The 24543-nt window shown below is 69.7% G+C and carries 20 protein-coding genes and 3 tRNA genes; 12 read left to right on the forward strand and 11 right to left on the reverse strand.

Annotated elements, in window-relative coordinates:
* From ftsH to tilS, 3 genes are all read right to left on the reverse strand, one after another.
* Complete coding sequence (gene ftsH / locus EV279_RS01350) at window positions 1-2004, reverse strand: ATP-dependent zinc metalloprotease FtsH (RefSeq protein WP_133541152.1); 2004 nt, start codon at window positions 2002-2004, stop codon at window positions 1-3.
* Window positions 2005-2199: 195 nt separating this feature from the next.
* Complete coding sequence (gene hpt, locus EV279_RS01355; protein WP_133541153.1) at window positions 2200-2751, reverse strand: hypoxanthine phosphoribosyltransferase; 552 nt, start codon at window positions 2749-2751, stop codon at window positions 2200-2202.
* Between the two features lie 151 nt (window positions 2752-2902).
* A complete protein-coding gene (tilS, locus tag EV279_RS01360) occupies window positions 2903-3898 on the reverse strand; it encodes a tRNA lysidine(34) synthetase TilS (RefSeq protein WP_133541154.1) in 996 nt (331 codons plus the stop codon).
* Window positions 3899-4070: 172 nt separating this feature from the next.
* Here tilS and ppa point away from each other — a divergent pair, with 172 nt between their 5' ends.
* Complete coding sequence (ppa, locus tag EV279_RS01365) at window positions 4071-4604, forward strand: inorganic diphosphatase (RefSeq protein ID WP_133541155.1); 534 nt, start codon at window positions 4071-4073, stop codon at window positions 4602-4604.
* An 83-nt stretch (window positions 4605-4687) separates the two neighbouring features.
* On the opposite strand, the gene EV279_RS01370 is transcribed toward ppa, so the two are convergent.
* The gene (locus tag EV279_RS01370; RefSeq protein ID WP_133541156.1) at window positions 4688-5986 is read right to left on the reverse strand and encodes a M23 family metallopeptidase; all 1299 of its coding nucleotides are present in this window, start codon (window positions 5984-5986) and stop codon (window positions 4688-4690) included.
* 307 nt (window positions 5987-6293) lie between these two features.
* Here EV279_RS01370 and EV279_RS01375 point away from each other — a divergent pair.
* From EV279_RS01375 to EV279_RS01390, 4 genes are all read left to right on the forward strand, one after another.
* Window positions 6294-6366: transfer RNA gene (locus tag EV279_RS01375), tRNA-Glu, on the forward strand.
* A 27-nt stretch (window positions 6367-6393) separates the two neighbouring features.
* A tRNA-Asp gene (locus tag EV279_RS01380) sits at window positions 6394-6467 on the forward strand.
* 75 nt (window positions 6468-6542) lie between these two features.
* Window positions 6543-6615: transfer RNA gene (locus EV279_RS01385), tRNA-Phe, on the forward strand.
* Window positions 6616-6737: 122 nt separating this feature from the next.
* Entirely contained in the window at window positions 6738-8618 is a 1881-nt protein-coding gene (locus EV279_RS01390; protein WP_133541157.1) for a hypothetical protein, read from the forward strand.
* Between the two features lie 64 nt (window positions 8619-8682).
* On the opposite strand, the gene EV279_RS01395 is transcribed toward EV279_RS01390, so the two are convergent.
* The 4 genes from EV279_RS01395 to EV279_RS01410 all read right to left on the reverse strand — a co-directional run bounded on the left by EV279_RS01395 (window position 8683) and on the right by EV279_RS01410 (window position 12971).
* Entirely contained in the window at window positions 8683-9576 is an 894-nt protein-coding gene (locus EV279_RS01395; RefSeq protein WP_133541158.1) for a DUF808 domain-containing protein, read from the reverse strand.
* 166 nt (window positions 9577-9742) lie between these two features.
* Window positions 9743-10534: a zinc permease gene (locus tag EV279_RS01400; protein WP_133541159.1), complete on the reverse strand. Its 792-nt coding sequence runs from the start codon at window positions 10532-10534 to the stop codon at window positions 9743-9745.
* 160 nt (window positions 10535-10694) lie between these two features.
* The gene (locus tag EV279_RS01405; protein ID WP_133541160.1) at window positions 10695-11822 is read right to left on the reverse strand and encodes a glycerate kinase; all 1128 of its coding nucleotides are present in this window, start codon (window positions 11820-11822) and stop codon (window positions 10695-10697) included.
* Between the two features lie 3 nt (window positions 11823-11825).
* A complete protein-coding gene (locus tag EV279_RS01410) occupies window positions 11826-12971 on the reverse strand; it encodes an ROK family transcriptional regulator (RefSeq protein WP_133541161.1) in 1146 nt (381 codons plus the stop codon).
* Window positions 12972-13102: 131 nt separating this feature from the next.
* Here EV279_RS01410 and EV279_RS01415 point away from each other — a divergent pair, with 131 nt between their 5' ends.
* The 7 genes from EV279_RS01415 to EV279_RS01445 are packed head-to-tail and all read left to right on the forward strand — an operon-like array spanning window position 13103 to window position 21618.
* Window positions 13103-14497, forward strand: a complete 1395-nt coding sequence (locus EV279_RS01415) for an extracellular solute-binding protein (RefSeq protein ID WP_133541162.1) — start codon at window positions 13103-13105, stop codon at window positions 14495-14497.
* Entirely contained in the window at window positions 14494-15531 is a 1038-nt protein-coding gene (locus EV279_RS01420; RefSeq protein ID WP_243728394.1) for a sugar ABC transporter permease, read from the forward strand. Before EV279_RS01415 ends, EV279_RS01420 begins: the two co-directional genes overlap by 4 nt.
* On the forward strand, window positions 15528-16439 hold the full coding sequence (locus tag EV279_RS01425; protein WP_133541163.1) for a carbohydrate ABC transporter permease: 912 nt from the start codon (window positions 15528-15530) through the stop codon (window positions 16437-16439). Before EV279_RS01420 ends, EV279_RS01425 begins: the two co-directional genes overlap by 4 nt.
* A 55-nt stretch (window positions 16440-16494) precedes the next feature.
* Window positions 16495-17553: a zinc-binding alcohol dehydrogenase gene (locus tag EV279_RS01430; RefSeq protein ID WP_133541164.1), complete on the forward strand. Its 1059-nt coding sequence runs from the start codon at window positions 16495-16497 to the stop codon at window positions 17551-17553.
* A 44-nt stretch (window positions 17554-17597) separates the two neighbouring features.
* Entirely contained in the window at window positions 17598-18644 is a 1047-nt protein-coding gene (locus EV279_RS01435) for a Gfo/Idh/MocA family oxidoreductase (RefSeq protein ID WP_166644411.1), read from the forward strand.
* Complete coding sequence (locus EV279_RS01440; RefSeq protein ID WP_133541166.1) at window positions 18641-19924, forward strand: glycoside hydrolase family 36 protein; 1284 nt, start codon at window positions 18641-18643, stop codon at window positions 19922-19924. The genes EV279_RS01435 and EV279_RS01440 overlap by 4 nt, the downstream gene beginning before the upstream one ends.
* Window positions 19921-21618: an alpha-amylase family glycosyl hydrolase gene (locus EV279_RS01445; protein ID WP_133541167.1), complete on the forward strand. Its 1698-nt coding sequence runs from the start codon at window positions 19921-19923 to the stop codon at window positions 21616-21618. Before EV279_RS01440 ends, EV279_RS01445 begins: the two co-directional genes overlap by 4 nt.
* A 72-nt stretch (window positions 21619-21690) precedes the next feature.
* Here EV279_RS01445 and EV279_RS01450 read toward each other — a convergent pair whose 3' ends face one another.
* The 3 genes from EV279_RS01450 to EV279_RS16760 all read right to left on the reverse strand — a co-directional run bounded on the left by EV279_RS01450 (window position 21691) and on the right by EV279_RS16760 (window position 24377).
* Entirely contained in the window at window positions 21691-22599 is a 909-nt protein-coding gene (locus EV279_RS01450; RefSeq protein ID WP_133541168.1) for a DUF808 family protein, read from the reverse strand.
* A gap of 163 nt (window positions 22600-22762) precedes the next feature.
* The gene (locus tag EV279_RS01455; RefSeq protein ID WP_133541169.1) at window positions 22763-24178 is read right to left on the reverse strand and encodes an FAD-dependent oxidoreductase; all 1416 of its coding nucleotides are present in this window, start codon (window positions 24176-24178) and stop codon (window positions 22763-22765) included.
* A 22-nt stretch (window positions 24179-24200) separates the two neighbouring features.
* Window positions 24201-24377: a hypothetical protein gene (locus EV279_RS16760; protein ID WP_166644412.1), complete on the reverse strand. Its 177-nt coding sequence runs from the start codon at window positions 24375-24377 to the stop codon at window positions 24201-24203.
* Window positions 24378-24543: the final 166 nt, after the last annotated feature.

Raw genomic sequence — 24543 nt, forward strand, 5'->3', positions numbered from 1 at the left:
CTATGCGGTCGCGGGGCGCGCCTGTCCGCTCGGGCGGCGGCGCGGGGCCTTCTCGGCGTCGGGCTGCTGCTCGACCGAGGCAGCGACACCGACCGGCTCGGGGCGACGGGGCACGTCGACGGGCGGCAGCGCCGACACCGGACGATCGCTGCTCGAGAGCCACTGGGGGCGGGGCGGCAGCTTCTTGACGTCCTTGAAGATCTCGGCGAGCTCGAGGTGATCCAGGGTCTCCTTCTCGAGCAGCGCCAGCGCGAGCCGGTCGAGCACCTCGCGGTTGTCGTTGATGACCTGGTAGGCCTCGTTGTGCGCCTGCTCGATGAGCACGCGCACCTGCTGGTCGACCCGCTCCGCGACGCGCTCCGAGAAGTCGCGGCCGTGGCCCATGTCGCGGCCGAGGAACATCTCGCCGGAGGCCTGTCCGAGCTTGACCGGACCGACGTCGGTCGTCATGCCGTACTCGGTGACCATCTTGCGGGCGATGCCGGTGGCCTTCTCGATGTCGTTCGATGCGCCCGTCGTCGGGTCGTGGAAGACGATCTCCTCCGCGACGCGTCCGCCCATCGCGTAGGTGAGCTGGTCCTGCAGCTCATTGCGCGTGACGGAGTACTTGTCGTCGAGGGGAAGCACCATCGTGTAGCCGAGGGCACGGCCGCGGGGCAGGATCGTGACCTTCGTGACCGGGTCGGTGTGGTTCATCGCCGCCGCCGCGAGCGCGTGTCCGCCCTCGTGGTAGGCCGTGATGAGCTTCTCCTTGTCCTTCATGACGCGGGTGCGGCGCTGGGGACCGGCGAGGACGCGGTCGATCGCCTCGTCGAGAGCGCGGTTGTCGATGAGCTGCGCGTTCGAGCGGGCGGTGAGCAGCGCCGCCTCGTTGAGCACGTTGGCGAGGTCGGCGCCGGTGAACCCGGGCGTCTTGCGGGCGACGACTTCGAGATCCACTCCGTCGGCCAGCGGCTTGCCGCGCCCGTGCACCTCGAGGATCTTCTGGCGGCCCTTGAGGTCGGGTGCGTCGACGCCGATCTGCCGGTCGAAGCGGCCGGGACGCAGCAGCGCCGGATCGAGGATGTCGGGGCGGTTGGTCGCCGCGATGACGATGACGTTCGCCTTGGGGTCGAAGCCGTCCATCTCGACGAGCATCTGGTTCAGCGTCTGCTCGCGCTCGTCGTGCCCGCCGCCGAGCCCGGCGCCGCGGTGCCGGCCGACCGCGTCGATCTCGTCGATGAAGATGATGGCCGGCGCGCTCTCCTTGGCCTGGTTGAACAGGTCGCGCACGCGCGAGGCGCCGACGCCGACGAACATCTCGACGAAGTCCGAGCCCGAGATCGAGTAGAACGGGACGCCCGCCTCACCCGCGACGGCGCGCGCGAGCAGGGTCTTTCCCGTTCCGGGAGGGCCGTACAGCAGCACGCCCTTGGGGATGCGCGCGCCGACGGCCTGGAACTTGGCGGGGTCCTTCAGGAAGTCCTTGATCTCCTGCAGCTCCTCGATCGCCTCGTCGGAGCCGGCGACGTCGCCGAAGGTGACCGTCGGCGTCTCCTTGGTCACGAGCTTCGCGCGCGACTTCCCGAACTGCATCACCTTGCTGCCGCCGCCCTGCGCCGAGGAAAGGAGGAACCAGAAGAGCAGACCGAGCAGCAGGATCGGGAGGAAGAGCGAGATGAACCCGTCGAACCAGGTCGCACGCGGGACGGCGTCGTTGAAGCCGTCCTTGGGGTCGGCGGCGTCGATCGCCTGCACGACCTCTTCGGCACGCGCCGTGACGTAGTAGAACTGCACGTCCGTCGCGCCCTCGTACGGCTCGGCCAGCGTCATGTCGACGCGCTGGTCGCCGTCGGTGTTCGTGACCTCGGTCACCGTCGTGCCGCCGAGGAGCTTGAGCCCCTCCTGCGTCGAGATCTGCTTCGCTCCGCCCAGGCTCGAGATGAGCGAGAACCCCACGATGAGGAGGAACCCGATCATCAAGACGTAGAAGAGCGGATTGCGGGTGATCTTCTTGAGGTCCATGGTGCGGGCGACGCCCGTTCCCTTCGTCAGCCAGCCGCCGACACGCAGAGGGCATTGCGGCGACGGTGGATTCAGGGTATCGCGGGCCGACTATGCCTCCGCTGTGCATTCGCCCACGGCGTACAGCGCGACTCCGGGTCGTCGAGCGGGCGCGGCGAGCCGTAGGGGCCGTATCAGGACGAGGCGAACGCCCGGTTATTCGTAGACGTGGGGGGCGAGCACGGCGACGTCGCGCAGGTTGCGGTATCTCTCGGCGTAGTCGAGCCCGTACCCGATCACGAACTCGTTCGGGATCTCGAAACCGATGTAGCGGCAGGGCACATGGACCTTAGCGGCCTCGGGCTTGCGCAGCAGCGCGAACACCTCGACCGAAGCCGCGCCCCGGGAGGCGAAGTTCTCGAGCAGCCAGCTGAGGGTCAGGCCCGAGTCGATGATGTCCTCGACGATGAGCACGTGCTTGTCGTGGATGTCGGTGTCGAGGTCTTTGCGGATCTGCACGACACCGCTGGACTTCGTGCCCGCTCCGTACGAGGAGACGGCCATCCAGTCCATCGGCACGGCGAAGGGGAGCGCGCGCGAGAAGTCGGCCATCACCATGACGGCGCCCTTCAGGACGCCGACGAGGATGAGCTCCTTGCCGGCGTAGTCGTCGGCGACCTGAGCCGCGATCTCGAGGAGCTTCTCCTGGATCTGCTCCTCCGTCACGAGGACGTCGGTGATGTCGGTCTGGATGTCCGCCGCGCGCATGCGTCCGAGTCTATTGTCCCGCCCTCGCGGGCACCCCGCGGCATCCCCTCGCTCGCTCGGCGCACCCCGTCGTGAGACGGCGGCCGAAGCGACGGCATGCGCCAAGTGACAGCCTCGCGCGGTGAAAGTCTCGGGAGCGGGCGGTTCGGGGTCACCGGGCGGCGAACTCCAGCCGCGCGCCGACGCGGCGGGCCCGGCATCCCGGCAGGTCGATCGGCCCCTGGCCCGACCACGCCGTGACCAGGCGGGCGACCTCGAGGGTCTGCATGCGCGTGAGGCTCTCGCCGAACTCGGCGTGGACCACGTGCCGGATGATGCGGTTGCGCAGCGCCGGCGGGTTCGCGGCGAGCGCCGGCACCGACACCGAGATCCCTGCCTCGGCGTGCTCGACCAGGTCTTCGATCGTCTCGTCGATCATCTCGTCGAACGCCTCGGAGTCCTCGCGGAGCTGCTCGGCCGTGCGGGCGAGCGCCTCGGCCATGCCCGGCCCGAGCTCGGCCTCGAGCACGGGCAGCACGCGCTGCCGCACCCGGACCCGGGCGTAGGACGGGTCGCTGTTATGCGGGTCGTCCCACGGCTCGAGGCCCTCGGCGGCGCAGGCGGCGCGCGTCGTCGCCCGCCGGACGCCCAGCAGAGGCCGCAGCAGCGCGATGCCGTGCGCGAGCTCCGAGACCGCGGCCATGCCCTGCAGGCTCGCGGCGCCCGATCCGCGGGACAGTCCGAGCAGCACCGTCTCGGCCTGGTCGTCGAGGGTGTGCCCGGTGAGGACGGCGGCCGCCCGGAGCGTGGATGCCGCGTCCCGCAGCGCTGCGTAGCGCGCAGCGCGGGCGGCGGCTTCGCGTCCGCCCTCGCGGCCGACCTCGACCCGCACCACGCGCGCTTCGAGCCCGAGCGACCGCGACTGGGCGGCGGCGGTGGCCGCGGCATCCGTCGACCCGTCCTGAAGCCCGTGGTCGACGGTGACGGTCACCGCTTCGAGCCCGGCGTTGCGGGCCTCGAACGCGGTCGCGGCGGCGAGAGCCAGGGAGTCGGCGCCACCCGACAGCGCGACCAGGACGGACGAACCGGCGGGGATGCCGCTGAGCGCCGCCCGCACCGCACGGCGGATCTCCGCGACGGCGGGGGCGAGGCTCGGGCGATGCGGCACGGCACCACGCTAGTCCGCGGATCAGGCGCGTTTCGTCTCGGTCGCTGCGCTCCCTCGCTCAACGACCGGGAGCACAGGCCCGGTCGTTGAGCGAGCGAAGCGAGACGAAACGCGCGGAGGGCCCCTACTAGGCTGGTCGCGGCATCCCCACCGTCTTCTGAAGGAGTCCCCCATGGGCGCGTACGACGCCGTCATCGAGATCCCGCGCAACAGCAAGATCAAGTACGAGGTCGACCACGGCACGGGCCGCGTCTTCCTCGACCGCATCCTGTACACGCCGATGGGCTACCCGACCAACTACGGCTTCTTCGAGAACACCCTCGGTGAGGACGGCGACCCGCTCGACGTGCTCGTGCTGCTCGACCACGATCTCGCCCCCGGCATCCTGGCGAAGGTCCGCCCGGTCGGCGTGCTGAAGATGAGCGACGAGGCCGGCGGTGACGACAAGGTCGTCGCGGTGCTCGCGAAGGACCCGCGCTGGGCGCACATCCAGGACGTGGGCGACATCCCCGAGTACACGCAGAAGGAGATCACCCACTTCTTCGAGCACTACAAGGACCTCGAGCCCGGCAAGTGGGTCAAGGTCGACCAGTGGGCGGACGCGGCGGAGGCCGAGCGCCTCGTCGCCGAGGCTTTCGAGCGCTTCACCGAGCACGAGGGTCAGACCGCTACCCAGGGTGAGGGCGAAGCGCCGAACACCCTCTGATCGGGTTTCGTGCGAGGGGGCGGATGCTGCGGCATCCGTCCCCTCCCGCGTCCCGTGAGGCGGAGGGAGCGCGCCCAACCGATTCAGATGTAGACGCCGCGGTCCGCCATGAAGGGCGCGGGGTTTGTCGGGCTGCCGTTGATGTACACCTCGAAGTGCACGTGGCAGCCGAAGGAGTTACCGGTGTTTCCCTCGAGGGCGATGAGCTGACCCGAGTTCACCCACTGCCCGCTGCGGACGAGGATGCCGCCGTTCTGGATGTGGCCGTAGCCCGTTCCGATGCCGCCGCCGTGGTCGATCTTGACGTAGTTGCCGTAGCCGCCGTTGGGGCCCGCGTACCGGACGGTGCCGCTGTTGGCGGCGTAGATGGCCGAGCCGCAGCCGGAGGCGAGGTCGACGCCATAGTGCCAGCTCGTCGAGCAGTAGCCGTTGCCGCACTGCTGCGACCGCGGCCCGTACCCGGACGTGCGCCACCCCGACGACGGGCGCGACCAGCCGGACGCCGTGACGGCTCCGCCGTTGCCGCCCCCACCGCCGCCGCCTCCTCCGCCGCCGCCGCCGCTCTGAGCGGCCAGCCGCGCGAGGCGCTCGGCCTCCTCCCGCGCCTTGCGCTCGGCCTCCTCGCGGGCCCTGCGCTCGGCCTCGACGCCCGCCTGGTAGTCGGCGAGGGTCTTCGCGGTCGTGTCCTGGAGCGCTGCCAGCTGCGCCTGCAGCTCGACGAGGTGCGTCTGCTGGGCCTCGAGGGCCGCCGCCGCCGCATCGGCGGCCGCCTGGGCCTCGTTCATCTTCTGCTCGGCGACCTGCTGGAGGCGGTCGCGCTCGTCGCGGGCGACGACGGCCTGATCGCTCAGGCTCTGCGCCGCGTCGCGCGCCGTGATGGCGTCGGCATAGACCGCCTGGTTGCGGCCGATGAGCTGGTCCATCGTGCCGAGCCGCGCGAGCAGGTCGTCGGCGCTGGCGGCCGAACCGGCGAAGAAGAGCTGGAGCGACGTGTCGTCGCCGCCGTTGCGGTACAGCTGGGCGGCGACGCGGCCGGCCTTGTTCGCGGCATCCACCGCCTTCGACGCCTGCTCGTCCGCCTGCGCCTGCAGCTGGTCGGCGCGCTGCGAGGCGTCGAAGTACTCCTGCTGCGCCTGGTAGAACTCCGCGGCCCGGGCCTCCGCCTCGGCCTGGGTCCGGGCGACCTCGCTGGTGAGGCTCGCGATGAGACCCTGGATCCTCTGGATCTCCTGTCCCTTGGCGGCCTCGTTGGCGCGGGCAGCCTGCACGTCGTCCCACGAGGGGTAGTCCGCGGCGAAGGCGGCGGGAAGAAGCGGACCGCCGACCGCGGCGAGACCGACGATCCCGATGACGCCGAGACCCAGCGCGGTCCGGCGGTTCATCGCGGGCCAGAGGGCGCGACGCTCCTGCGGAGTGGGCGCGCAGCCGCAATCCACAAGGGCGTGATCCTGCTCCACGCGGGTCCTCCCGATTCGGACAACTCTTTTCACACTAGCAACGTCAGTCACAGGCGCAAGAGGTGGTCTCGTTCCATGGTGCCCCGGATCGGGCGGTTTCGCACGGATTATCCGCGGCGACCTCGCCCCCGCGCGAACGTGCGACGTGCGTCGATTGGCGGTTTCGATTCCGATCTCGTATGCTTGAGCGTCGGTAAGCGTGAGCGCCGGGCGATGAGCCAGGGGTTCATCCGGCCCCATCGTTTAGCGGCCTAGGACGCCGCCCTTTCACGGCGGTAGCACGGGTTCGAATCCCGTTGGGGTCACCCAGCCGAACACAATTGAACAAGCATGGCCCTGTAGCGCAGTTGGTTAGCGTGCCGCCCTGTCACGGCGGAGGTCGCGGGTTCAAGTCCCGTCAGGGTCGCTCCGGAGCGACAGGCCCTTTGGTTTCAGAGGGCCTTTCGTCTAGGACGCGGAGGATGCCTCGGCACCTCCGTGCGGCTCTGTAGCTCAGTTGGTAGAGCGTTCGACTGAAAATCGAAAGGTCACCGGATCGATGCCGGTCGGAGCCACAAGGGTGATCGTTACAATCACCCCAGGAACCCCCGCGTAGCTTCTACATCGCGGGGGTTTCGCACTTCCCGCGAAGCCCCCGCCCGGCCGCCGACACGATCCTCGCCGCTATGCTTCCCGCATGAGGTTCATGGGTGAGCCGCAGAACGGCGCTGAGAAGTCCCCCCGTCACGGCAGCCGCTCGCGACCATCCGCGTGGGCGCTCGCTCTCGTGGCGGCCCTGATCGCGATGTGTGCGTCCGCCGGTGCCGGCATCGTCGGCGCGCTCCCGGCCGCATCGGCGGCTCCACGCGCCGCCGGCTGGGGGCTGACGTCGTTCTGCACGCCGTCCCAGGACTTCCCGGAGTCCCGCCGCTTCCGCGTGACGAACAACACGGGTGCGATGACGACGGTCACGCTGCGCAATCAGAACTCCGGCGCGACGGTCCAGCACTCCGCCCCGCCCGGACAGTCGTTCGTGCTGGTGCCGGCCGCCGCCGACCCGAATGCGGCGAACACGACTCAATTGATCGTGGAGGGCGTGACGGTGGCGACGAAGGCCGCCAACAACAAGGCCTGCTCCTCCCTCGAGGGCGACGCCGTCTGCGTGCCCGGGACGGGCGCCTTCACAGTCACGTGGAAGCTCCGCAACAACGGCACCGGCCCATCCACGGTGACCTCGGTCAGCATCCCGGGCCTCGTCCTGACCCCGAACCCGGTCCCGCCGAATGTCGTGGCTTCCGCGACGGAAACCGTCGGTGCGCCGGCCTCGGGGAGCGTCACGCGCCCGCTCACGGTCGGTGTCGATCTCGGGTCCGGGATCACGGAGACTCTCACGAGCACCGTCGTGCTGGGCAAGTGCGAAGGGCCCGTTGCCTCCTTCACCTTCACCAAGAGCGCGAGCGTCGAGACCGCCGGCGTCGGGGACGTCATCACGTACACCTACGCCGGCACGAACACCGGCGCCGTCGACCTCGAAGTGACGCAGCTCGTCGACGACCGTCTGGGCATCGTGATCCAGGAGCCCGAGGTCACCATCGTTCCGCCCGGGGGGTCGCTCACGAGGGAGGTTCCGTACACGGTGACCGCGCAGGATGCCGCGCTCGGCCGGATCGACAATGCGGCGGTCGTCACGGTGCTCCCCGTCGGCGCCACCGACTCCCTCAGCGCGGTCGCGGATGCAAGCGTCTCCGTTCTCCCTGATCCCCCTGCGCCGGATGCCCTGGCCGGGTCCGCGACGTGCGACCCGGTGACGAGCACCTACACGATCGAATGGGTCCTCTTCAACGGCGGTCCCGGTGACGCCGTCATCGCCGACTCCAACCGCGCGCTGACCTTCTCGCCGGAGGTCATCGGCGAGGGATCCATCGCCACAGCGACGGAGACCGTGCCGAGCCCCGCGGACACCGAAGTCATCACGCTCGAGCTGGACATCGCCGCGGCGCCCGACGCTCCCGCGCCCAGACCCCCGGCATCCCTCTCCGCGGATGTGACCATCGGTCGATGCATCGGCCAGGTGAGCTTCACCTTCACCAAGACGCCGGATGTGGCCTCGGCGCGGGTCGGCGATGTCGTCACCTACACGTATGCGGGGACGAACACCGGGACGGTGCCGCTGCTGATCGACCAGCTGGTGGATGACCGGCTCGGAGTGGTGATCGACGATGATCCCGACCTCCTGCCCCTGCCCCCGGGCGAGTCGATCTCGCGAAGCGTGCAGTACGTCGTCACTGCTGAGGACGCCAGTCTCGGCGAGATCGACAACGCCGCAGTCGTGACCGGCTCTCGGGGCGACGTCGAGGGCGCTGATCAGTTGAGCGCCGTCGCGCTCGCACGTGTCGTCATCGAGCCGATCCCGGAGGGCACCGATCCCGATACTCCGGGGCCGGAACTCGCGCCGACGGGATCCGACAGCTGGCCGCTGCTGGTCCTGGGAATGCTCACCGTGATCGCGGGGGCGGCTGTGTCTCGGGTCGCCCGGTCGAGGAGTGGCGCACGCGCCACCGGTACGAGCACTCGGTGATCACGGGCGCGTTCCGCTCCGGGTCCACCGTCCGACGGCCGAGCGACAGCCTGCGTGCGTCGTCTCAGTGCGAGGCGTCGACGGGGGCGCCGGCCCTGAGGACTCTCCTCACCGCCAGGACGATGCCCGCGATGATCAGTCCGAGCACGAGACCGAACACGCCCGACAGAACGGTGTCCACGACCCACGCTACGACCGGCCCGAGCGACTCCACCCAGTGGGTGACGGTGTGCAGCAGGTCGTACGGTCCTTCCCAGACCGTTTCCGCCAGATTCGCGATCACGAGGTGACCACCCACCCACAGCATGGCCACCGTGCCGACGATGCTGATGATGCGGAAGACCGTAGGCATGGATCGCACGATCGACTCCCCGGTGCTGCGCACCCTCCCCACCGGGCTTCGCGTCATCCCGACTCCGACGTCGTCTATCTTGACCAGCAGGGCAACGGCTCCGTAGACGAGCAACGTCATGGCGAGAGCGATCACGCACAGTGCACCCAGCGTCATCCAGATACCGAAGCCGGCGTCGAGGCTCGCCAAGGAGATCAGCATGATCTCCGTGCTCAGGATGAGGTCGGTCCGGATCGCGCCGAACACGAGCTTTCGCTCGTCCCGCGGACCGTCCTGACCGGGCCCGTGGTGGACGCCGAACCATTCCAGTACCTTCTCCGCGCCTTCGAAGCACAGGTACATGCCGCCCACGATGAGCAGCCACGGAAGCACCCACGGTGCGAAGGCGGTGAGCAGCAGGGCGAGCGGAATGATGATGACGAACTTGTTGACGAGGCTACCGAGGGCGATCGCGCCGACGATCGGCAGCTCGCGCGCGGGCGTCACTCCCTGCACGTACTGAGGAGTGACGGCCGCGTCATCGATGACCACACCGGCTGTCTTCGCGCTCGCCTTGACGGCGGCGGTGAGGATGTCGTCCACCACCGCGAGCAGACCGACCGACATGCTGGAACCTCCGCTCGGAACCTCCGACGCGCGGACGCGCGCGGATCGACTTCACGCACGCTAGTTCAGGCGCGGCTCGCCGCCAAACGGGTTGCGCTCAGCCGGTCGTCCCGCAAGGGATGACGCCGAACCCCTGTGCCGGGCGTGATGCCACTCCTTCACGGTGTTACGCGAGCGACAGCACGAAGGAGAGGAGGAAGCCGGCCGCAGTGCTGAGAGCCACCGCGGGCCCTCCGTGCTCGAAGGCCTCCGGCATCAGGGTGTCCGCCAGGGAGGCGATGACGGCGCCGGCTGCGAAGGCCAGCGGCAGTGAGACCACTGCCGGATCCGTGTCGGCCAGCCACGCCGCACCCGCGAGGACGGCGAGCGTAAGGAGTACCGCGCAGACCGTCCACAGGCCGATGATCTGGGCCCTCGACCGACCCTGCTCGCGCATGGAAGCGGAACCCACCAGCGCCTCCGGGAAGTTGGAGACGAAGATCGCGGCGAGCAGCGCGACCCCTCCCGTTCCCTCCGTCAACGAGATGCCCAGCGCGAGGTTCTCCGGCACGCCGTCCAGTGTGACCGCGGCCAGCAGCGCTAAACCGGCCGCCCCTCGCGTCGTGGCTGCCGAGGGAGCGCGCCGTTCTGCCGCAGCATCCGTATCGAGCTTCGCGCTCCCCTGATATTCGTCAGCGGGCTTCGTCCTTGCCGCGGGCTGCGCCCAGCGGTCCAGCAGCGCGCTCAACACCGTGAAGACGATCGCCCCGACGAAGAGGCCGATGGCAGCCAGCCAGATGCCGCCCCGCTCGTACGAGTCCTCGAACAGCTCGAAAGTCAGCGCCGTGATGAGCGCACCGGCGGCGAAGGCGAGCAGCATGGCGAGGATTCGTTTGGGAAGCTCGAATCGCACGCCGATCACGGCGCCGATGACGAGAGCGCTCGATGCGACTGCACCGAACAGGAGTGTGCCCCACATTCCGACCGCTCCTTCGCATTGTGGCGACCTGTACCGCTGTTGGGCACAGACTGACACGCCAGGCGTGTCCGGAGTAAAGCTTGACGTCGTCGCAGCACCGGCTGGTCGCCCGACGAGAGGCCCGCTCGCGCGGCTCCGCTTTCCTCTCCGGCTCGGGTGGTCAGATCGCCCCGGCCAGCCGTCGGCCTGCCGCGACGAGCCACCGCCGCGGGTCCGCCATCGAGGCCGCGCTCGACCCGGCCACTTCGGTCAGTGAGACGCACGACGCGAACGCCTCGACGGGCGCGTCGGTCGAGATGCGGCCGGCGATGAGTGACACAGGCACGCGGGCCGAGGCGGCGAGACCGGCCACGTACAAGGGAACCTTGCCCTCAGCGGACTGACCGTCGAAAGAGCCCTCGCCGGTGATGACGACGGATGCCGCGGCCACCGCGGCGGGAAGTCCCACCAGCCGTGCCACGGACATCGCCCCCGAGGTCAGGCGAGCACCCCAGGCCAGAAGGGCGAAGCCGGTTCCGCCCGCCGCACCGGCGCCGGCGGTACGCGGGTCGCCGGGCAGGACCTCGGCCAGCCGAGCAAGCCCGCGTTCCAGGAACGCGATGTCCGCGACCGTGGCGCCCTTCTGCGGGCCGAACACCGCGGCCGCGCCGCGGGAGCCGAGCAGCGGATTGCCGACGTCGGAGAGGACGGTCACACCGAGCGGCGGCAGCGGCGGCATCCCGGAGAGGTCGGCCGACCTCACCCTGTGGAGGCCGCGGTTGCCAGGCGGCACGGGCCGGCCGTCCCGATCGCGGAGCCGAGCGCCGAGTGCCGACAGCATGCCGGCTCCGCCGTCCGTGGAAGCGCTGCTTCCGATGCCGAGAACGAGACGCGACACACCGCGGCCGAGTGCGTCGGCGATCGCCTCGCCGAACCCGCGCGTGTGCGCATCGAGTGGGCGCAGAGTCGGCGGGGAGCCGAGCATCTCGATCCCGGATGTGCTGGCGAGTTCGACGACCGCGACCCCGGCGGGTGCGTCCGTCGTGGGTGGAAGCAGAAGCCAGGAGGACTCGACCGGCCGGTCGTCGGGACCCGTGACCGTCAGGTACTGCCGGACGGCACCGGGAACGGACGCCTCGAACGCGTCGAGCGTTCCCTCACCGCCGTCCGCCATGGGGAGGAGCCGGACGTCGTCGGCACGGCGGATCGCGAGCCAGCCCTCGCGGACGGCGGTGACGGCGTCCGCGGCGGTGATGGATCCCTTGAACGAATCCATCGCGATGACGACGAGGGCCGGATCGGACGACATGGTTCAGCGGGCCAGCGACTCGTTCACGACAGCGGCGGAGAACTCCCGATCGACGACGAGAGCGGCAAGGCCCACGGTCGCCGCCTGCTGGCCGAGTGTGGACAGACTGACGGTGAGGTGACGGGTCGCACGGGGCAGCGAGCGGGAGTAGAGCGTCTCCCGCACGCCGGTCAGCAGTGGCGCGGAGGCGAGCATCCCGCCGAGGACGACTTCGCCGGGATTGAGGAGCGATACGACCATCGAGACGACCTCGCCGATCGCGCGCCCGGCCTCCTGGGTCAGTCGCGCGGCGTCCGTGTCTCCCGCGGCGAGGTAGGCGCCGACGTCCGAGCCCGAGGAGGCCGGCTTGCCCAGCGCGGTGAGCGATCTGGCGACGGCTCGACCGGACGCGCCGGCGGCGAGGCATCCGTGCGATCCGCACTGGCAGAGCAGATCCTCGTAGCCGGCGATCTTGACGTGTCCGATGTCGCCGGCGCCGCCGTCGGTTCCGCGGTACACCTGTCCGCCGAGCACGATGCCGGTGCCGATGCCCGACGAGACCTTGATGAAGCACAGTGAGCGCGAGTCGGGATGGGCGGTGCGCTGCTCGCCGAGCGCGGCGGCGTCGGCGTCGTTGGCGACGAGCACGGGGACGCCCAGCCGATCGTGGAGATGATCGGCGATGGGGTACGCATCCCATCCCGGCATGATGGGCGGCTGACTGGGACGCCCGCTGTCCGGATCCACCGGTCCCGGCACGCTGATGCCGATCGCGGCGACCGGGCTGCGCTCCGCAGCCACGGCGAGGAGATGCTCGGCGCGGCCCGCGATCGCGTCGAGGGTCTCACTCGGCCCATGCGCCACGGCCACGTCGATGCGATCCTCGGCCACGACACGTCCCCGCAGATCGGTGAGCGCGACGGTCGTGTGCGTGGTGTCCACGGACGCTGTGATCACCGTTGCATGCGACGTGTTGAACTCGAGACGCTTGGATGGCCGACCGCCGGTCACGCGCTCGGTGCCCCGCTCGGCGATGAGCCCGGACTCCAGAAGCGCATCGATGCGCGACGACACCGTCATCCGCGACAGGCCGGTGATGTCGAGCACATCACCCCTCGTGAGCGGTCCGCGCTCGCGGATCAGCTCCAGCACGTCGCCGGGTCCGGGCATGAGCTCCTCCTGTCGCCGTCATCCTACTTATGCTTGACAGTTATACATAACGGCTCTACTTTCTTTACATATCGCCACGCAGGCTCGAGCGCGCGGCGGGGAATCCACAGCGAAGCGCGAGGAGGCGCACGGTGAAGATCCGTTCCACAGCAATCGTCCTGACGGCGGTCGGCGCGACCGCGCTCGTCCTGTCGGGGTGCACATCCGGCGGCGACAGCAGCGAAAGCGGCGACGCGGAGAGCATCACCTTCTGGGTTCAAGAGGACCTCCCCGACCGGGTCGCCGCGACCGAGGCGATCGTGGCCTCGTTCGAGCAGGAGTCCGGGGTCGATGTCGAGGTGGTGTCGGTCGCGGAGGACCAGTTCTCTCAGCTGATCACATCGTCGGCGGCCGCCGGCGACCTGCCCGACGTCATCGGAGGCATCTCGCTGCCGCAGGTGCGGACGCTCTCGGCGAACGAGCTGATCGACACGGATGCCGTGGGCGCCGTCATCGACTCACTCGACGCCTCGACCTTCTCGGAGAAGGCCCTCGAGCTCACCGCCGACGGCGACACGCAGCTGGCCGTCCCGAGCGAGTCCTGGCTGCAGATGCTGTTCTATCGCACCGACCTCTTCGAAGCCGCGGGCCTCGAGGCACCCGACACGTACGACAAGATGCTCGAGGCGGCGGAAGCCCTGAACTCGCCGGAGGTGGCCGGATTCGTCGGTGCGACCGCGCCCGGGGACGCCTTCACCGAGCAGACGTTCGAGCAGGTCGCTCTCGGCAACGACTGCCAGCTCGTCAACTCGGACGGCGACATCGAGCTCGACTCCGAAGCCTGCGTGGGCGCGCTGCAGTTCTACGGCGATCTGACCACCAACTACTCCGTGCCGGGTGCGCAGGACGTCGACACGACGCGCGCGACGTACTTCGCCGGAGAGGCGGCGATGTTCATCTGGTCGAGCTTCGTCCTCGACGAGATGGCCGGCCTGCGCGAAGACGCCAAGCCGACGTGCCCGGAGTGCGCTGCCGACCCCGCGTTCCTCGCTCAGAACAGCGGCGTGGTGACGTCGATCGCCGGCCCCGACAACGACGGTCCCGCCCAGTTCGGCGAGATCACCTCGTGGACCATCACCGATGGCGCGAACGCGGAGGCGTCGCAGCAGTTCATCGAGTACATGATGAGCGACGGTTACCAGGACTGGATCGCGATCGCCCCGGAGGGCAAAGTACCTGTGCGCTTCGGCACGACCGACAGCCCGACGGAGTACTCCGACCTCTGGGCGACGCTTCCCGCCGGCGTGGACACGAAGGCGCCGCTGTCGGACTTCTACTCGGCGGAGGTGCTGGACGCGGTCGCCGCCGGCCCGGAGGACATCGCCCGCTGGGCGATCCCGCAAGGGCAGGGCGACCTCCTCGGCGCGCTTCAGGGCGAGCAGCCCGTCGCCGAGGCCGTCAGCGACGTCGCGCAGGGCGGCGATGCCGAGCAGGCGGCACAGACAGCTGCCGAGGCGGCGCGTTCCGTGCAGGAGTCGCTGCAGTGACGCAGCTCTCAGGGGGGTCGGACCTCTCAGGTCCGCCCCCCGTCCTGCGGGACGACGAGGATGTCCGCCCCGGCGAGCACCTCGTCCCGACCAAGCCCGGCAGGTCCCGCCGCAGCCGAGAGGAGAACCGGGCCGGTCTCCTCCTCATCACCCCGACGCTGATCATCATCACCGTCGCGGTGATCATCCCGATCATCTGGGCCGTCTCGCTCGCCTTTCAGAAGGTCCGCCTCCTGAACATCCGTCGGACCGGCCTGTTCGGCTCCTATACCCTCGACAACTTCATCGAGGTCATCACCTCGCCGGGCTTCCTCAGTGCTCTGTGGACGACGGTCCTGTACTCCGTCCTCGGCACGGCCCTCGCCATCGGAGTCGGCCTCATCGCCGCCCTCGCACTGCGCAAGCCGTTCCGCGGACGCGGCATCATCCGCGCGTCTCTGCTCCTCCCTTATGTCGCTCCGGTCGTCGCCGCGACCTTCGTCTGGTCGACGCTGCTGAATCCCCAGTTCGGGTTCGTGAACTGGTTCGGCCAGACGGTGCTGGGCTGGGAGGAACCCGTTGCCTTCCTCTCCCAGCGTTGGCTCCCCGTGTCGATCTTCGGTGTCGAGATCCAGATCCCCATCGCCCTGCTGACCGTCATCTGCTTCGAGGGCTGGCGGTCGTTCCCGTTCGCGTTCCTCTTCCTCACGGCGCGACTCCAGGCCGTGCCCGACGTCCTCGACGAAGCGGCGCGGATCGACGGAGCCACTCCGAGCCAGCGCTTCCGCCACATCCTCTGGCCGCAGCTTCTCCCGACGATCGCCGTGCTCAGCGTCCTCCGCTTCATCTGGACGTTCAACAACTTCGACGACATCTACCTGCTCACCGGTGGCGGCGCCGGCACCGAGGTGGTGGCAGTCCGCGTCTTCGACTACATGACGGCCCGCGGCGACATCGGCGCGGCTGCCGCGCAGGCCCTCGTCCTGGCGGCCATCCTCGCCGTCCTCGTCGGCATCTATCTCCGGCTCTTCGGCAGGCAGGAGGAGCAGGCATGACCGCCTCGACCGTCGAGCGCAACCGCACCCAGCCGCGGGGAGTGGGGCGCGACCGCTTCGAGAACGCGCTGTTCAAGATCCTCAAGCCCGTGGTGATCGTGCTGCTGCTGGTCGTCGCGGTCTTCCCCTTCTACTACATGGTGCTGCTGAGCTTCCGCTCACTGGATTCCCTGTTGCAGGACCCCGGAGCGCTGTGGATCTCGATCGACGAGCTCGACCTGTCCACGTACCTCGAGGTGCTCGCCCCTGTCTCCGACGGCGGGCAGGGGTTCATCGTCTTCATGCGCAACTCGCTGCTCGTCGCGATCAGCACGGTCATCCTGACCCTGCTCGTCGCGATCCCCGGCGCTTACGCCGTGAGCCGGCTGCAGTTCTTCGGACGCCGCCAGGTGTCGGGACTCTTCCTCGCGGTCTACTTCTTCCCTGCGATCCTGCTCGCTGTCCCGCTCTTCGTGTTCTTCACGCAGCTGGGGCTGCGCGGGTCGCTCGTGTCGCTCGTCATCGTGTACGTGTCGCAGGTCGCGGCGGTGTCGATCTACACGCTCCGCAACTACTTCGCGACGGTTCCGGTCTCCCTCGAAGAGGCCGCTGCGATCGACGGATGCAGCCGGCTCCAGACGATGTGGAAGATCAGTCTTCCCCTGGCCATGCCGGCCCTCGTCTCGAACGGGCTGTTCATCTTCATGATCGCCTGGAACGAGTTCCTCTTCGCGCTGCTCTTCCTCGTCGAGAAGCGCGACTCGTGGACCGTCTCGCTCGGCCTCTCGCAGCTGTCGGGGAGCATCGAGGTCCCCACCACCGTGCTGATGGCCGGCTCCGTCATCCTGACCCTGCCCATCATCATCCTCTTCTTCGCCTCCGAGCGACTGCTCGTCGGCGGCCTCACCGCCGGCGCGGAGAAGGGGTGAACGCTCCGCGTCCTGTTCTGCTGCGCAGTCGATCCTCGAAAGGAACGCACGTCTCGTGCCTCACATCGTCCAATTCCCCGAGCCCGGTCGCGTCGAACTCGTCGAGACGGATGCCGCGCTCCTGACGCCCGGCGCGGTCCGCGTCGAGACCTGGTACTCGGGCATCTCCGCCGGCACGGAGCTGACGGCCTATCGAGGGACGAACCCGTACCTCAACGCCACGTGGGACGCGCAACAGCGGCTCTTCGTTCCGGGACGGCCGAGCTTCGGCTACCCGGTGCAGGGGTGGGGATACTCGGAGGTGGGTCGAGTCGTCGAGGTCGCGGACGACGTCGTGTCTCTCACGCCGGGCGATATCGTCCACGGGATCTGGGGGCATCGCAGCGACGCAGTGCTCCCGGCGTCCACTCTCGAGTGGCGCACCCTCCCATCCGAGACGGACCCGGTGCTCGGCACCTTCGCCCGGGTGGGCTCGATCGCCCTCAACGCGGTGCTCGCCGCCGACGTGCGACTCGGAGAGCGCGTCGCCATCTTCGGCCAGGGCGTCATCGGGCTGCTGGCCACACGACTGGCCGCCTTGTCGGGCGGACGGGTGTACGCGGTCGACACCGTCGCGAGCCGCCTGTCCAAGGCCGCCGAGCTCGGTGCCGTCGAGACCATCGACGCATCGAGAGAGGGCGGCGCCGGCGCGTACATCCGGACGCTGACGGATGGCGGCGCCGACAGCGCCATCGAGCTCTCCGGCGCCGACCGCGCTCTCCACGAAGCCATACGGTCCGTCGTCGTGGAGGGCCTCGTCGCGGCATCCGGCTTCTACCAGGGCGGCGCTGCCCACCTGCGCCTCGGCGAGGAGTTCCATCACAACCGGGTGCGCATCGTGGCCAGCCAGATCTCCGGGGTCCCCGTCGGACTCGGCGGCCGGTGGGATCAGCCGCGACTGGTCCGCACCGTCATGGACCTGATCCTCGCCGGCGCCGTGGACGCCGGCGCGCTGGTCACCGACATCGTCGACGCTTCCGACGTCGCCGACGTCTTCGCACGCCTGGACTCCGGCGACCCCGGGATCCTTCAGGCGGTCCTGAGATTCGATGCGGCCCCGGAGCGCTCTCGATGAGGGTTCCGGACTACCGGCCCCGAGTGCCGAAGAGGCCCTGCCGCGTGGGGCTGATCGGCGCCGGCGCGATCGCGAGGACGGCCCATCTGCCCGCTTACAGCGCCTGGGGCATCCCGGTCGTGGCGGTGGCGTCCCGGCGCACGGACTCGGCCACGGCGCTCGCGGCGGACTTCGGCATCCGGACGGTCCACGACTCGGTGGGGGCCCTGCTCGCCGATCCGGAAATCGACGTCGTAGACATCGCGACAGGACCGGACGGTCGGCTCGCTCTCATCGAGGCGGCCATCGAGGCGGACAAGCACGTTCTCGCGCAGAAGCCGCTGAGCATCGACAGCGACGAACTGCCGCGACTGCGGGGACTCCTCGCGCGAGCGCGGGAACGCGGCATCCGGGTCGCCGTCAACCAGAACGCACGCTGGGCGCCGTCCTGGCGCCTCGCGACGCTCCTCGTCCGCAGCGGCGCCATCGGCGAAGTGATCGGCGTCACGCACCTGCATGACAAGCCTCTGCCACCGCTCGCCGGCACCGCTTTCGATCTGACTCCCCACATGCTCCTCACCGACTACCTCGTCCACTGGGTCGACATCACCCGATGCTGGCTGGAGGGATCGGAGGTCGCATCCGTCGCCGCGCAGGAATCGCGCGTCCCGGCGCAGCCCGTGGACGCCCGCAACCCGTGGCACGCCAGCGTGCTCATCGGGTCCTCGACGGGGGCGAGCGCGTCCATCCGGATCGTCGGCGACGCCCGGACCCGCAGTGGGGGCTGCCCGTACTGGATACACGGGACCGAGGGGACGATCCGGGGCAGCGTCCTGCTGGGCAGCGACTTCGCTGAACTCGAGCGCGGCGACGAGCGCACCCGCTTCGCTCTCGAGGGTCAGTGGTTCCCCGACGGCTTCGCCGGTGCGATGGGCGAGCTGCTGACGGCGGTGGACGAGGGCCGGGAGCCGGAGAACTCCGCCGACCACGTGCTCGCCTCGGTACGGCTCAGCCTCGCCGCCGCCGCGTCCGCGGAATCCGGGGGCGCGCCCGTCCGGCCCGACGATCTCCACCTGAGCACTGCTTCCTTCAGGAAGGCGGCCGCGGCATGACCCTCATCGACGAACTGCCGGTCGCGCCGACGGCGCGCATCTACGCCGAGGGGTGGCAGAGCTGGAGTCCCACGACCTGGTACGACCGCGACAGTCTCGCCTTCCGCCCCGCCGAGGAGTGGCAGCATCTCATGCGCTTCCGCCCGGGAACGGCCATCCCCGACGAGGGGGTGCAGGGCGAGGGCCTCCTCGCGGTCGACCCGGGTGACGGGGCACCGACCCGGGTCTACGCCACACTCGATGCCTCCGCCCAGGTCCCATCGATCCGGGCCGAATGGCAGGGCGACCACGTGACCGTTCGCGCGGACGGCCTCGTCGAACAGTGGACCGTCGACGCCTCTCCCGCGTCCGACGGCGCGCTCAGGTCTTTCGGCGACAGATTCGGTGCGGCGGCCGGTGCGCGCGTCGAGGCGGCCGTGCCGCGGGTCTGGTGCACCTGGTACCGGTACTTCGAAGAGGTCACCGCCGCCGACGTGGAAGAGAACCTCCGGGAGATCGATCGACTCGACCTACCCGTCGACGTCGTCCAGATCGACGACGGCTGGAGTCTCGGCACGGGCGAGTGGACGAAGCCCGATCCGCGGTTCGGCTCTCTCGGCGACGCCGTTGCGGCGATCCGCGACAGCGGTCGCCGAGCCGGCGTGTGGCTCGCCCCCTTCTCCGTCGGTTCGAGATCCGACCTCGCCCGCGCTCATCCGGAGTGGCTCACCGGTCCTGCCGGCTTCAACTGGGGCGACGACCTCGTTGGGCTCGACCTCACCCACCCCGGAGTGCGGGATCATCTCGGAGAGGTCTTCAGCCGCATCCGTGCTCTCGGCGCGGACTACCTGAAGCTCGACTTCCTGTACTCCGGCGCGGTACCCGGCGTCCGTCACGAAGAAGCCACCCCCGTCGAGGCGTACCGATCGGGGCTCGCCCTCATCCGGGAGGTCATGGGTGCGGATGCCTACCTGCTGGGGTGCGGCGCTCCGATCCTCCCGAGCGTCGGCCTGGTCGACGCCATGCGCGTGTCGCCGGACACCTTCCACGAGGGGGGCGAAGACGGATCGCAAGGACTCCGCGGTCGCCTCTCGCTCGAGGCACGAGCCTGGCAGCACGGACGCCTGTGGACCAACGACCCCGACTGCCTGGTCGCACGCCCCTCCTTCGCGCTGCGCGACGAGTGGGCCGACGTCGTGCTCCGAGCACCCGGCCTGCGCGGATTCTCCGACCGCATCGCCGAGCTCGATGATCACGGCCTCGCCCTCGTCCGCCGGCTGCTCACGGAGCGGGCCCGATGACCGCCGCAGACCTGCAAGGACTCCGAGCCCGACTGCACCCCCTCGTCGCCGGGCTCTACGGCGATGGGGCCGGCGAAGTGCTCGACGGCCTCATGGAACTCGCGGCGCGCTGGGCGCCGGCGCTGCAGCGCGCCGACAAGGACCGCCCCGACGAGGCGACGGCCTACCTCATCACCTACGGCGATGCCTTCCGCCGGAAGGACGAGGCGCCGCTCCACACGCTCGCCGGGGTGCTCCGCACACATGTCCGGGATGCTGTGACCGACGTCCACCTCCTGCCGATCTATCCGTGGACCTCCGACGACGGGTTCGGGGTCCTCGACCACCGGCAGGTCAATCCCCAGCTCGGCACGTGGAGCGACATCGCGGAGCTGCGCGCCGACCACGCTCTCGCGCTGGACTTCGTCGCCAACCATCTGTCGAGCTCGAGCGCCTGGTTCCGAGGATGGCTCGCCCGCGACCCGCGCTTCGACGGGTACTTCCTCGAACCGGGACCGGACTTCGACACCACCCACGTCGTCCGTCCGCGCACCACTGCGCTCATCCACGAGTACTCGCGGCCGGACGGGACGACGGCGAAAGCGTGGACGACCTTCGGCGCCGACCAGGTCGACGTCGATCCGAGCACCCCCGCGGTGCTGCTGGATCTCACCGACGTGCTGCTCGGCTACCTGTCGCACGGCGCGACGACGGTGCGGCTGGATGCCATCGGATACCTGTGGAAGCAGTCCGGAACGACGTGCCTCCACCTGCCGCAGACGCACGCGATCATCCGGATCTGGCGCGTGCTCGTCGACGAGCTCGCCCCGGGGACCCTCCTCCTCACCGAAACGAACGTCCCCCACGCCGACAACATCACCTACTTCGGCGACGGGTCGAACGAGGCGCACATGGTCTACCAGTTCGCCCTGCCGCCGCTGGTCCTGCACGCCTTCGTCACCGGACGCGCGACCGCGCTGTCGGATTGGGCGTCGACGATCGGGCCGGTCAGCGAGACCGCGACCTGGTTCAACTTCCTCGCCAGCCACGACGGCATCGGCATCCGTCCCACCCAGGGACTCCTCACCGACGGAGACCGCGCGCAGCTCGTCCAGCGCACGCTGGCACGGGGCGGCCGCGTCTCCATGGCACGCCGCCCGGACGGTTCCGAAGGGGTCTACGAGCTCAACACCAACTATCTGGACGCGCTCGTCGACCCGGAGGACCCGGATCCGGATGCCTCGGCCGTGGTGCGCGGACTCGCGGCGCACGCGATCCTGCTGTCCGTCGTCGGAGTGCCCGCGATCTACTACCACTCCCTGCTCGGCTCCGGCCAGGATCTGGACGGCATGGAGCGAAGTGACATCGCACGCCGGATCAACCGCGAGACGCTCGACGCCGACCGTCTGACGGCGGAACTGGCATCCTCTCCCCGAAGGCAGGGGATGCTCGAAGGCCTGCGGCACCTCCTCGAGGTGCGCCGGAGCCTCGCCGGCTTCTCACCGTTCGCGGACCAGACAGTCGAACAGCTCGACCCACGCGTGTTCGCCGTCCGTCGCGCCGCCGCGTCCGACGATGAGGTCGTCGCGGCGATCAATGTGAGCGAGGAGCACGTCTCGCTTCCCACGCTCCGGGGACGCGACGTTCTCACCGGCCGACGCCACGAGGGCGTCGACCTCGGCCCGTTCGACTATGTGTGGCTGACGACCGATTGAACCGTCGGGGTCATCGCGCCCGGTTCGGCGCGAGCAGGCTTCGGGGATGGCGACGCCGGCTCCGCCGTGGCGTCAACCGCTCGTCCGCTCGTGCGATGCGTGGGCGGAGGCGGGGGCCCTGCGGAGTCTGGTCACCGCCAGGACGACGCCCACGATGACCAGTCCGACCACGAGACCGAAAAGGCCCGACACCACGGTGTCGACGACCCACACGACGACCGGCCCGAGCGACTCCACCCAGTGGGTGACGACGTGCAGCAGGTCGTAAGGGCCCTCCCAGATCGTCTCCGCCAGATTCGCGATCACGAGGTGACCACCCACCCACAGCATGGCTATCGTGCCGACGATGCTGATGATGCGGAACACCGCCGGCATCGATCGCACGATGGTCTCTCCCGTGCTGCGCACCCTCCCGACGGAGCTCTGCGCCATCCCGAGTCCGATGTCGTCGATCTTGACCAGCAGCGCAACGGCTCCGTAGACGAGCAACGTCATCGCGAGAGCGATCACGCACAGAACGCCGAACGTCATCCAGATCCCCAACCCGGCGTCGAGACTGGCCAACGAGATCAGCATGATCTCCGTGCTCAGAATGAGGTCCGTGCGTATCGCGCCGAACACGAGCTTTCGCTCGTCCCTCGGGGCGTCCTGCCCTGGGCCGTGGTGGGCCCCGAACCACTCCATGACCTTCTCCGCGCCTTCGAAGCACAGGTACAGGCCGCCCACGATGAGCAGCCACGGCAGCACCCATGGGGCGAAGGCGGTGAGCAGCAGTGCGAGGGGGATGATGATGATGAACTTGTTGACGAGACTGCCGAGCGCGATCTTGCCGACGATCGGCAGCTCGCGGGCCGGCAGCACGCCCTGCACATACTGCGGAGTGACCGCCGCGTCATCGATGACGACGCCAGCGGTCTTCGCGCTCGCTTTGACGGCGGCCGTGAGGATGTCGTCCACGACCGCAAGCAAACCCACCGACATGCTGAAACCTCCGCCTGGGACCTCCGTCGCGCCCGCGCGCGAGTCGACTTCACGCACGCTAGCGCAGCCCGGTCTCGCTGCCGACGGGGTTGCGCTCCGAGGGTCGTTCCGAATGGCGGTGCCACGGGTCCCCACGGCGGCGGAGACCTGGCGATGGGGTGGGTCACCGCGGCGCGCCGACGGCTCCGGTGATCGTTCTTCGCGACGCCCGCGCGCGGACACGGAGATTCGAGGCAACCGACCTGAGGACGACGGACGGCGCGGCCAGGGTGCTGGGGTGCGCGTTCATGAACGCCACCTCGTTGAACGCCGTCGCGACCGGGACGTCCACCACGGCGGCCGCGAGGACCTGATCCACCACCGCTCGCCGCAGCCGGATCGGCAGCGGTGGCCGCGCGGTCTCGAGGCGCTGCGCGTCCGCCTGCGTGGACAGGTCCCACGCGGCATCCACCACGACCTTCTGCAGTTCGAAGAAGCGCGTGGCCATGCCGGTCGGATCGGACGGGCCGCGCAGGTACTCCGAGAGACAGGACGCGTGCAGCGCGGCCGCCGACATGCCCTGGCCGTAGATCGGGTTGAACGACGCAACGGCGTCTCCGACGCTGATCAGGCCGCCCGGCAGGCGCTGGAGGAGGTCGTAGCGGCGGCGCCGCGCCTCGCTGAGCCGGAAGGCGTGCACCTCTCCGATCGGCCGGCCCCGCGCTACCTCGGCGAAGACCGGGGGCAGGCTGGCGCACCGGTCCAGAAAACCACCCCAGTCCTGCGGGGGCCGGTCGTCGCCGTACGTCATCTGCAGCAGCATCCATCGGCCGCCCTCGACGGCGGTGAGCGCTGCGTGGGTCTTCTTCGGGTAGCCGGGCGAGACACGCGAGGTGGCGACGGCCACGCGCGGCTCGTCGTCGGAGCGGGCGAAGTAGGCGGTGGCGTAGTTGACGTCGATCTGCATGCGCTCCATCGGCGGCGACTCCCATCCGTCGCGATCCAACCAGGCCGCCAGCCGGCTCGACCGGCCCATCGCATCGACGACGAAGTCGGCCGGCAGGACGCTCTCGTCCCCCGCCGCCAGCCGCACCCCGGTGACGCGTCCCTCGCGATAGACCAGCCCGGCGGCCGCGGTCGGCACCAGCCGCACGTTCGGCAGCGCCAGGGTGCGACGGCGCAGCAGCGCCTCGATGAAGGTGCGGCTGCCGTTGAGCAGCACGACGTTGGGAGACGACACCGCTCGCACGTCGTCGATCCACTGCTCGCTCTGCTGCGGCGTCGAGGCGACCGCACCCTGCTCGACGGCCTCCCGGCCGAATCCCGGGAACCACCGCTCGATCTGCGCGCGCCCGCCCGGCAGCAGCGCGTGCACCTGAAGCCGCTGCGGCACGCCGCGGCGTCCATCCTCACCTCCCGACATGTCCTCATCCCGCTCGAGAACGATGACCTCGTCGGCATTGTCGGCAAGCACCCGTGCCGCCAGCAAGCCCGCGACGCTGCCTCCGAGCACGACGGCGCGCTGCAGTCGCGGGGTGCCGACATCCGGTCGCTCCCGAGTGCCGAGGCGGGCGAATACCTTCGCCGGAGACTCGCTCACCCGCTGCTCCGGTCGCGAAGGCTCAACCGGCCGCGCCGGTCGCGCCCGACCCCCCGTGACGGCGATGGTCGGCGCCCCGTCCGTACTGCTCCGCAACTGCACGCGGAGCGTCCGTCGTGGCCCCGTCGCGCCGCGTCTCGTACGTCTCGGTCTCGGGGCTGAAGAACCGCTTCAGCGCGACCCACCAGGAACGAGCCATCCCGTCAACCTCCGTTCCTCGGCGTCACGTCGGTCGACGGATCCGAGCTGATCATCCGAGAGTAGGGGCGATCCCGTCGCCACGCGAGGTCGAGATTTGCGGCAAGACGACGCGTCGACCCTTCCGGCCCTTGAGCGCATCCGTGAGGGTTCCTAGAATCCCGCAC

The organism is Microbacterium sp. BK668 (assembly GCF_004362195.1).
Taxonomy (GTDB): domain Bacteria; phylum Actinomycetota; class Actinomycetes; order Actinomycetales; family Microbacteriaceae; genus Microbacterium.

Coding starts and splice junctions, on each gene's coding strand:
- ftsH (WP_133541152.1), bottom strand. CDS start 2,004: ATGGACCTCAAGAAGATCACCCGCAATCCGCTCTTCTACGTCTTGATG.
- hpt (WP_133541153.1), bottom strand. CDS start 2,751: ATGCGCGCGGCGGACATCCAGACCGACATCACCGACGTCCTCGTGACG.
- ppa (WP_133541155.1), top strand. CDS start 4,071: ATGGGCGCGTACGACGCCGTCATCGAGATCCCGCGCAACAGCAAGATC.
- EV279_RS01370 (WP_133541156.1), bottom strand. CDS start 5,986: ATGAACCGCCGGACCGCGCTGGGTCTCGGCGTCATCGGGATCGTCGGT.
- EV279_RS01390 (WP_133541157.1), top strand. CDS start 6,738: ATGAGGTTCATGGGTGAGCCGCAGAACGGCGCTGAGAAGTCCCCCCGT.
- EV279_RS01395 (WP_133541158.1), bottom strand. CDS start 9,576: ATGTCGGTCGGTCTGCTCGCGGTGGTGGACGACATCCTCACCGCCGCC.
- EV279_RS01400 (WP_133541159.1), bottom strand. CDS start 10,534: ATGTGGGGCACACTCCTGTTCGGTGCAGTCGCATCGAGCGCTCTCGTC.
- EV279_RS01405 (WP_133541160.1), bottom strand. CDS start 11,822: ATGTCGTCCGATCCGGCCCTCGTCGTCATCGCGATGGATTCGTTCAAG.
- EV279_RS01410 (WP_133541161.1), bottom strand. CDS start 12,971: ATGCCCGGACCCGGCGACGTGCTGGAGCTGATCCGCGAGCGCGGACCG.
- EV279_RS01425 (WP_133541163.1), top strand. CDS start 15,528: ATGACCGCCTCGACCGTCGAGCGCAACCGCACCCAGCCGCGGGGAGTG.
- EV279_RS01440 (WP_133541166.1), top strand. CDS start 18,641: ATGACCCTCATCGACGAACTGCCGGTCGCGCCGACGGCGCGCATCTAC.
- EV279_RS01445 (WP_133541167.1), top strand. CDS start 19,921: ATGACCGCCGCAGACCTGCAAGGACTCCGAGCCCGACTGCACCCCCTC.
- EV279_RS01450 (WP_133541168.1), bottom strand. CDS start 22,599: ATGTCGGTGGGTTTGCTTGCGGTCGTGGACGACATCCTCACGGCCGCC.
- EV279_RS16760 (WP_166644412.1), bottom strand. CDS start 24,377: ATGGCTCGTTCCTGGTGGGTCGCGCTGAAGCGGTTCTTCAGCCCCGAG.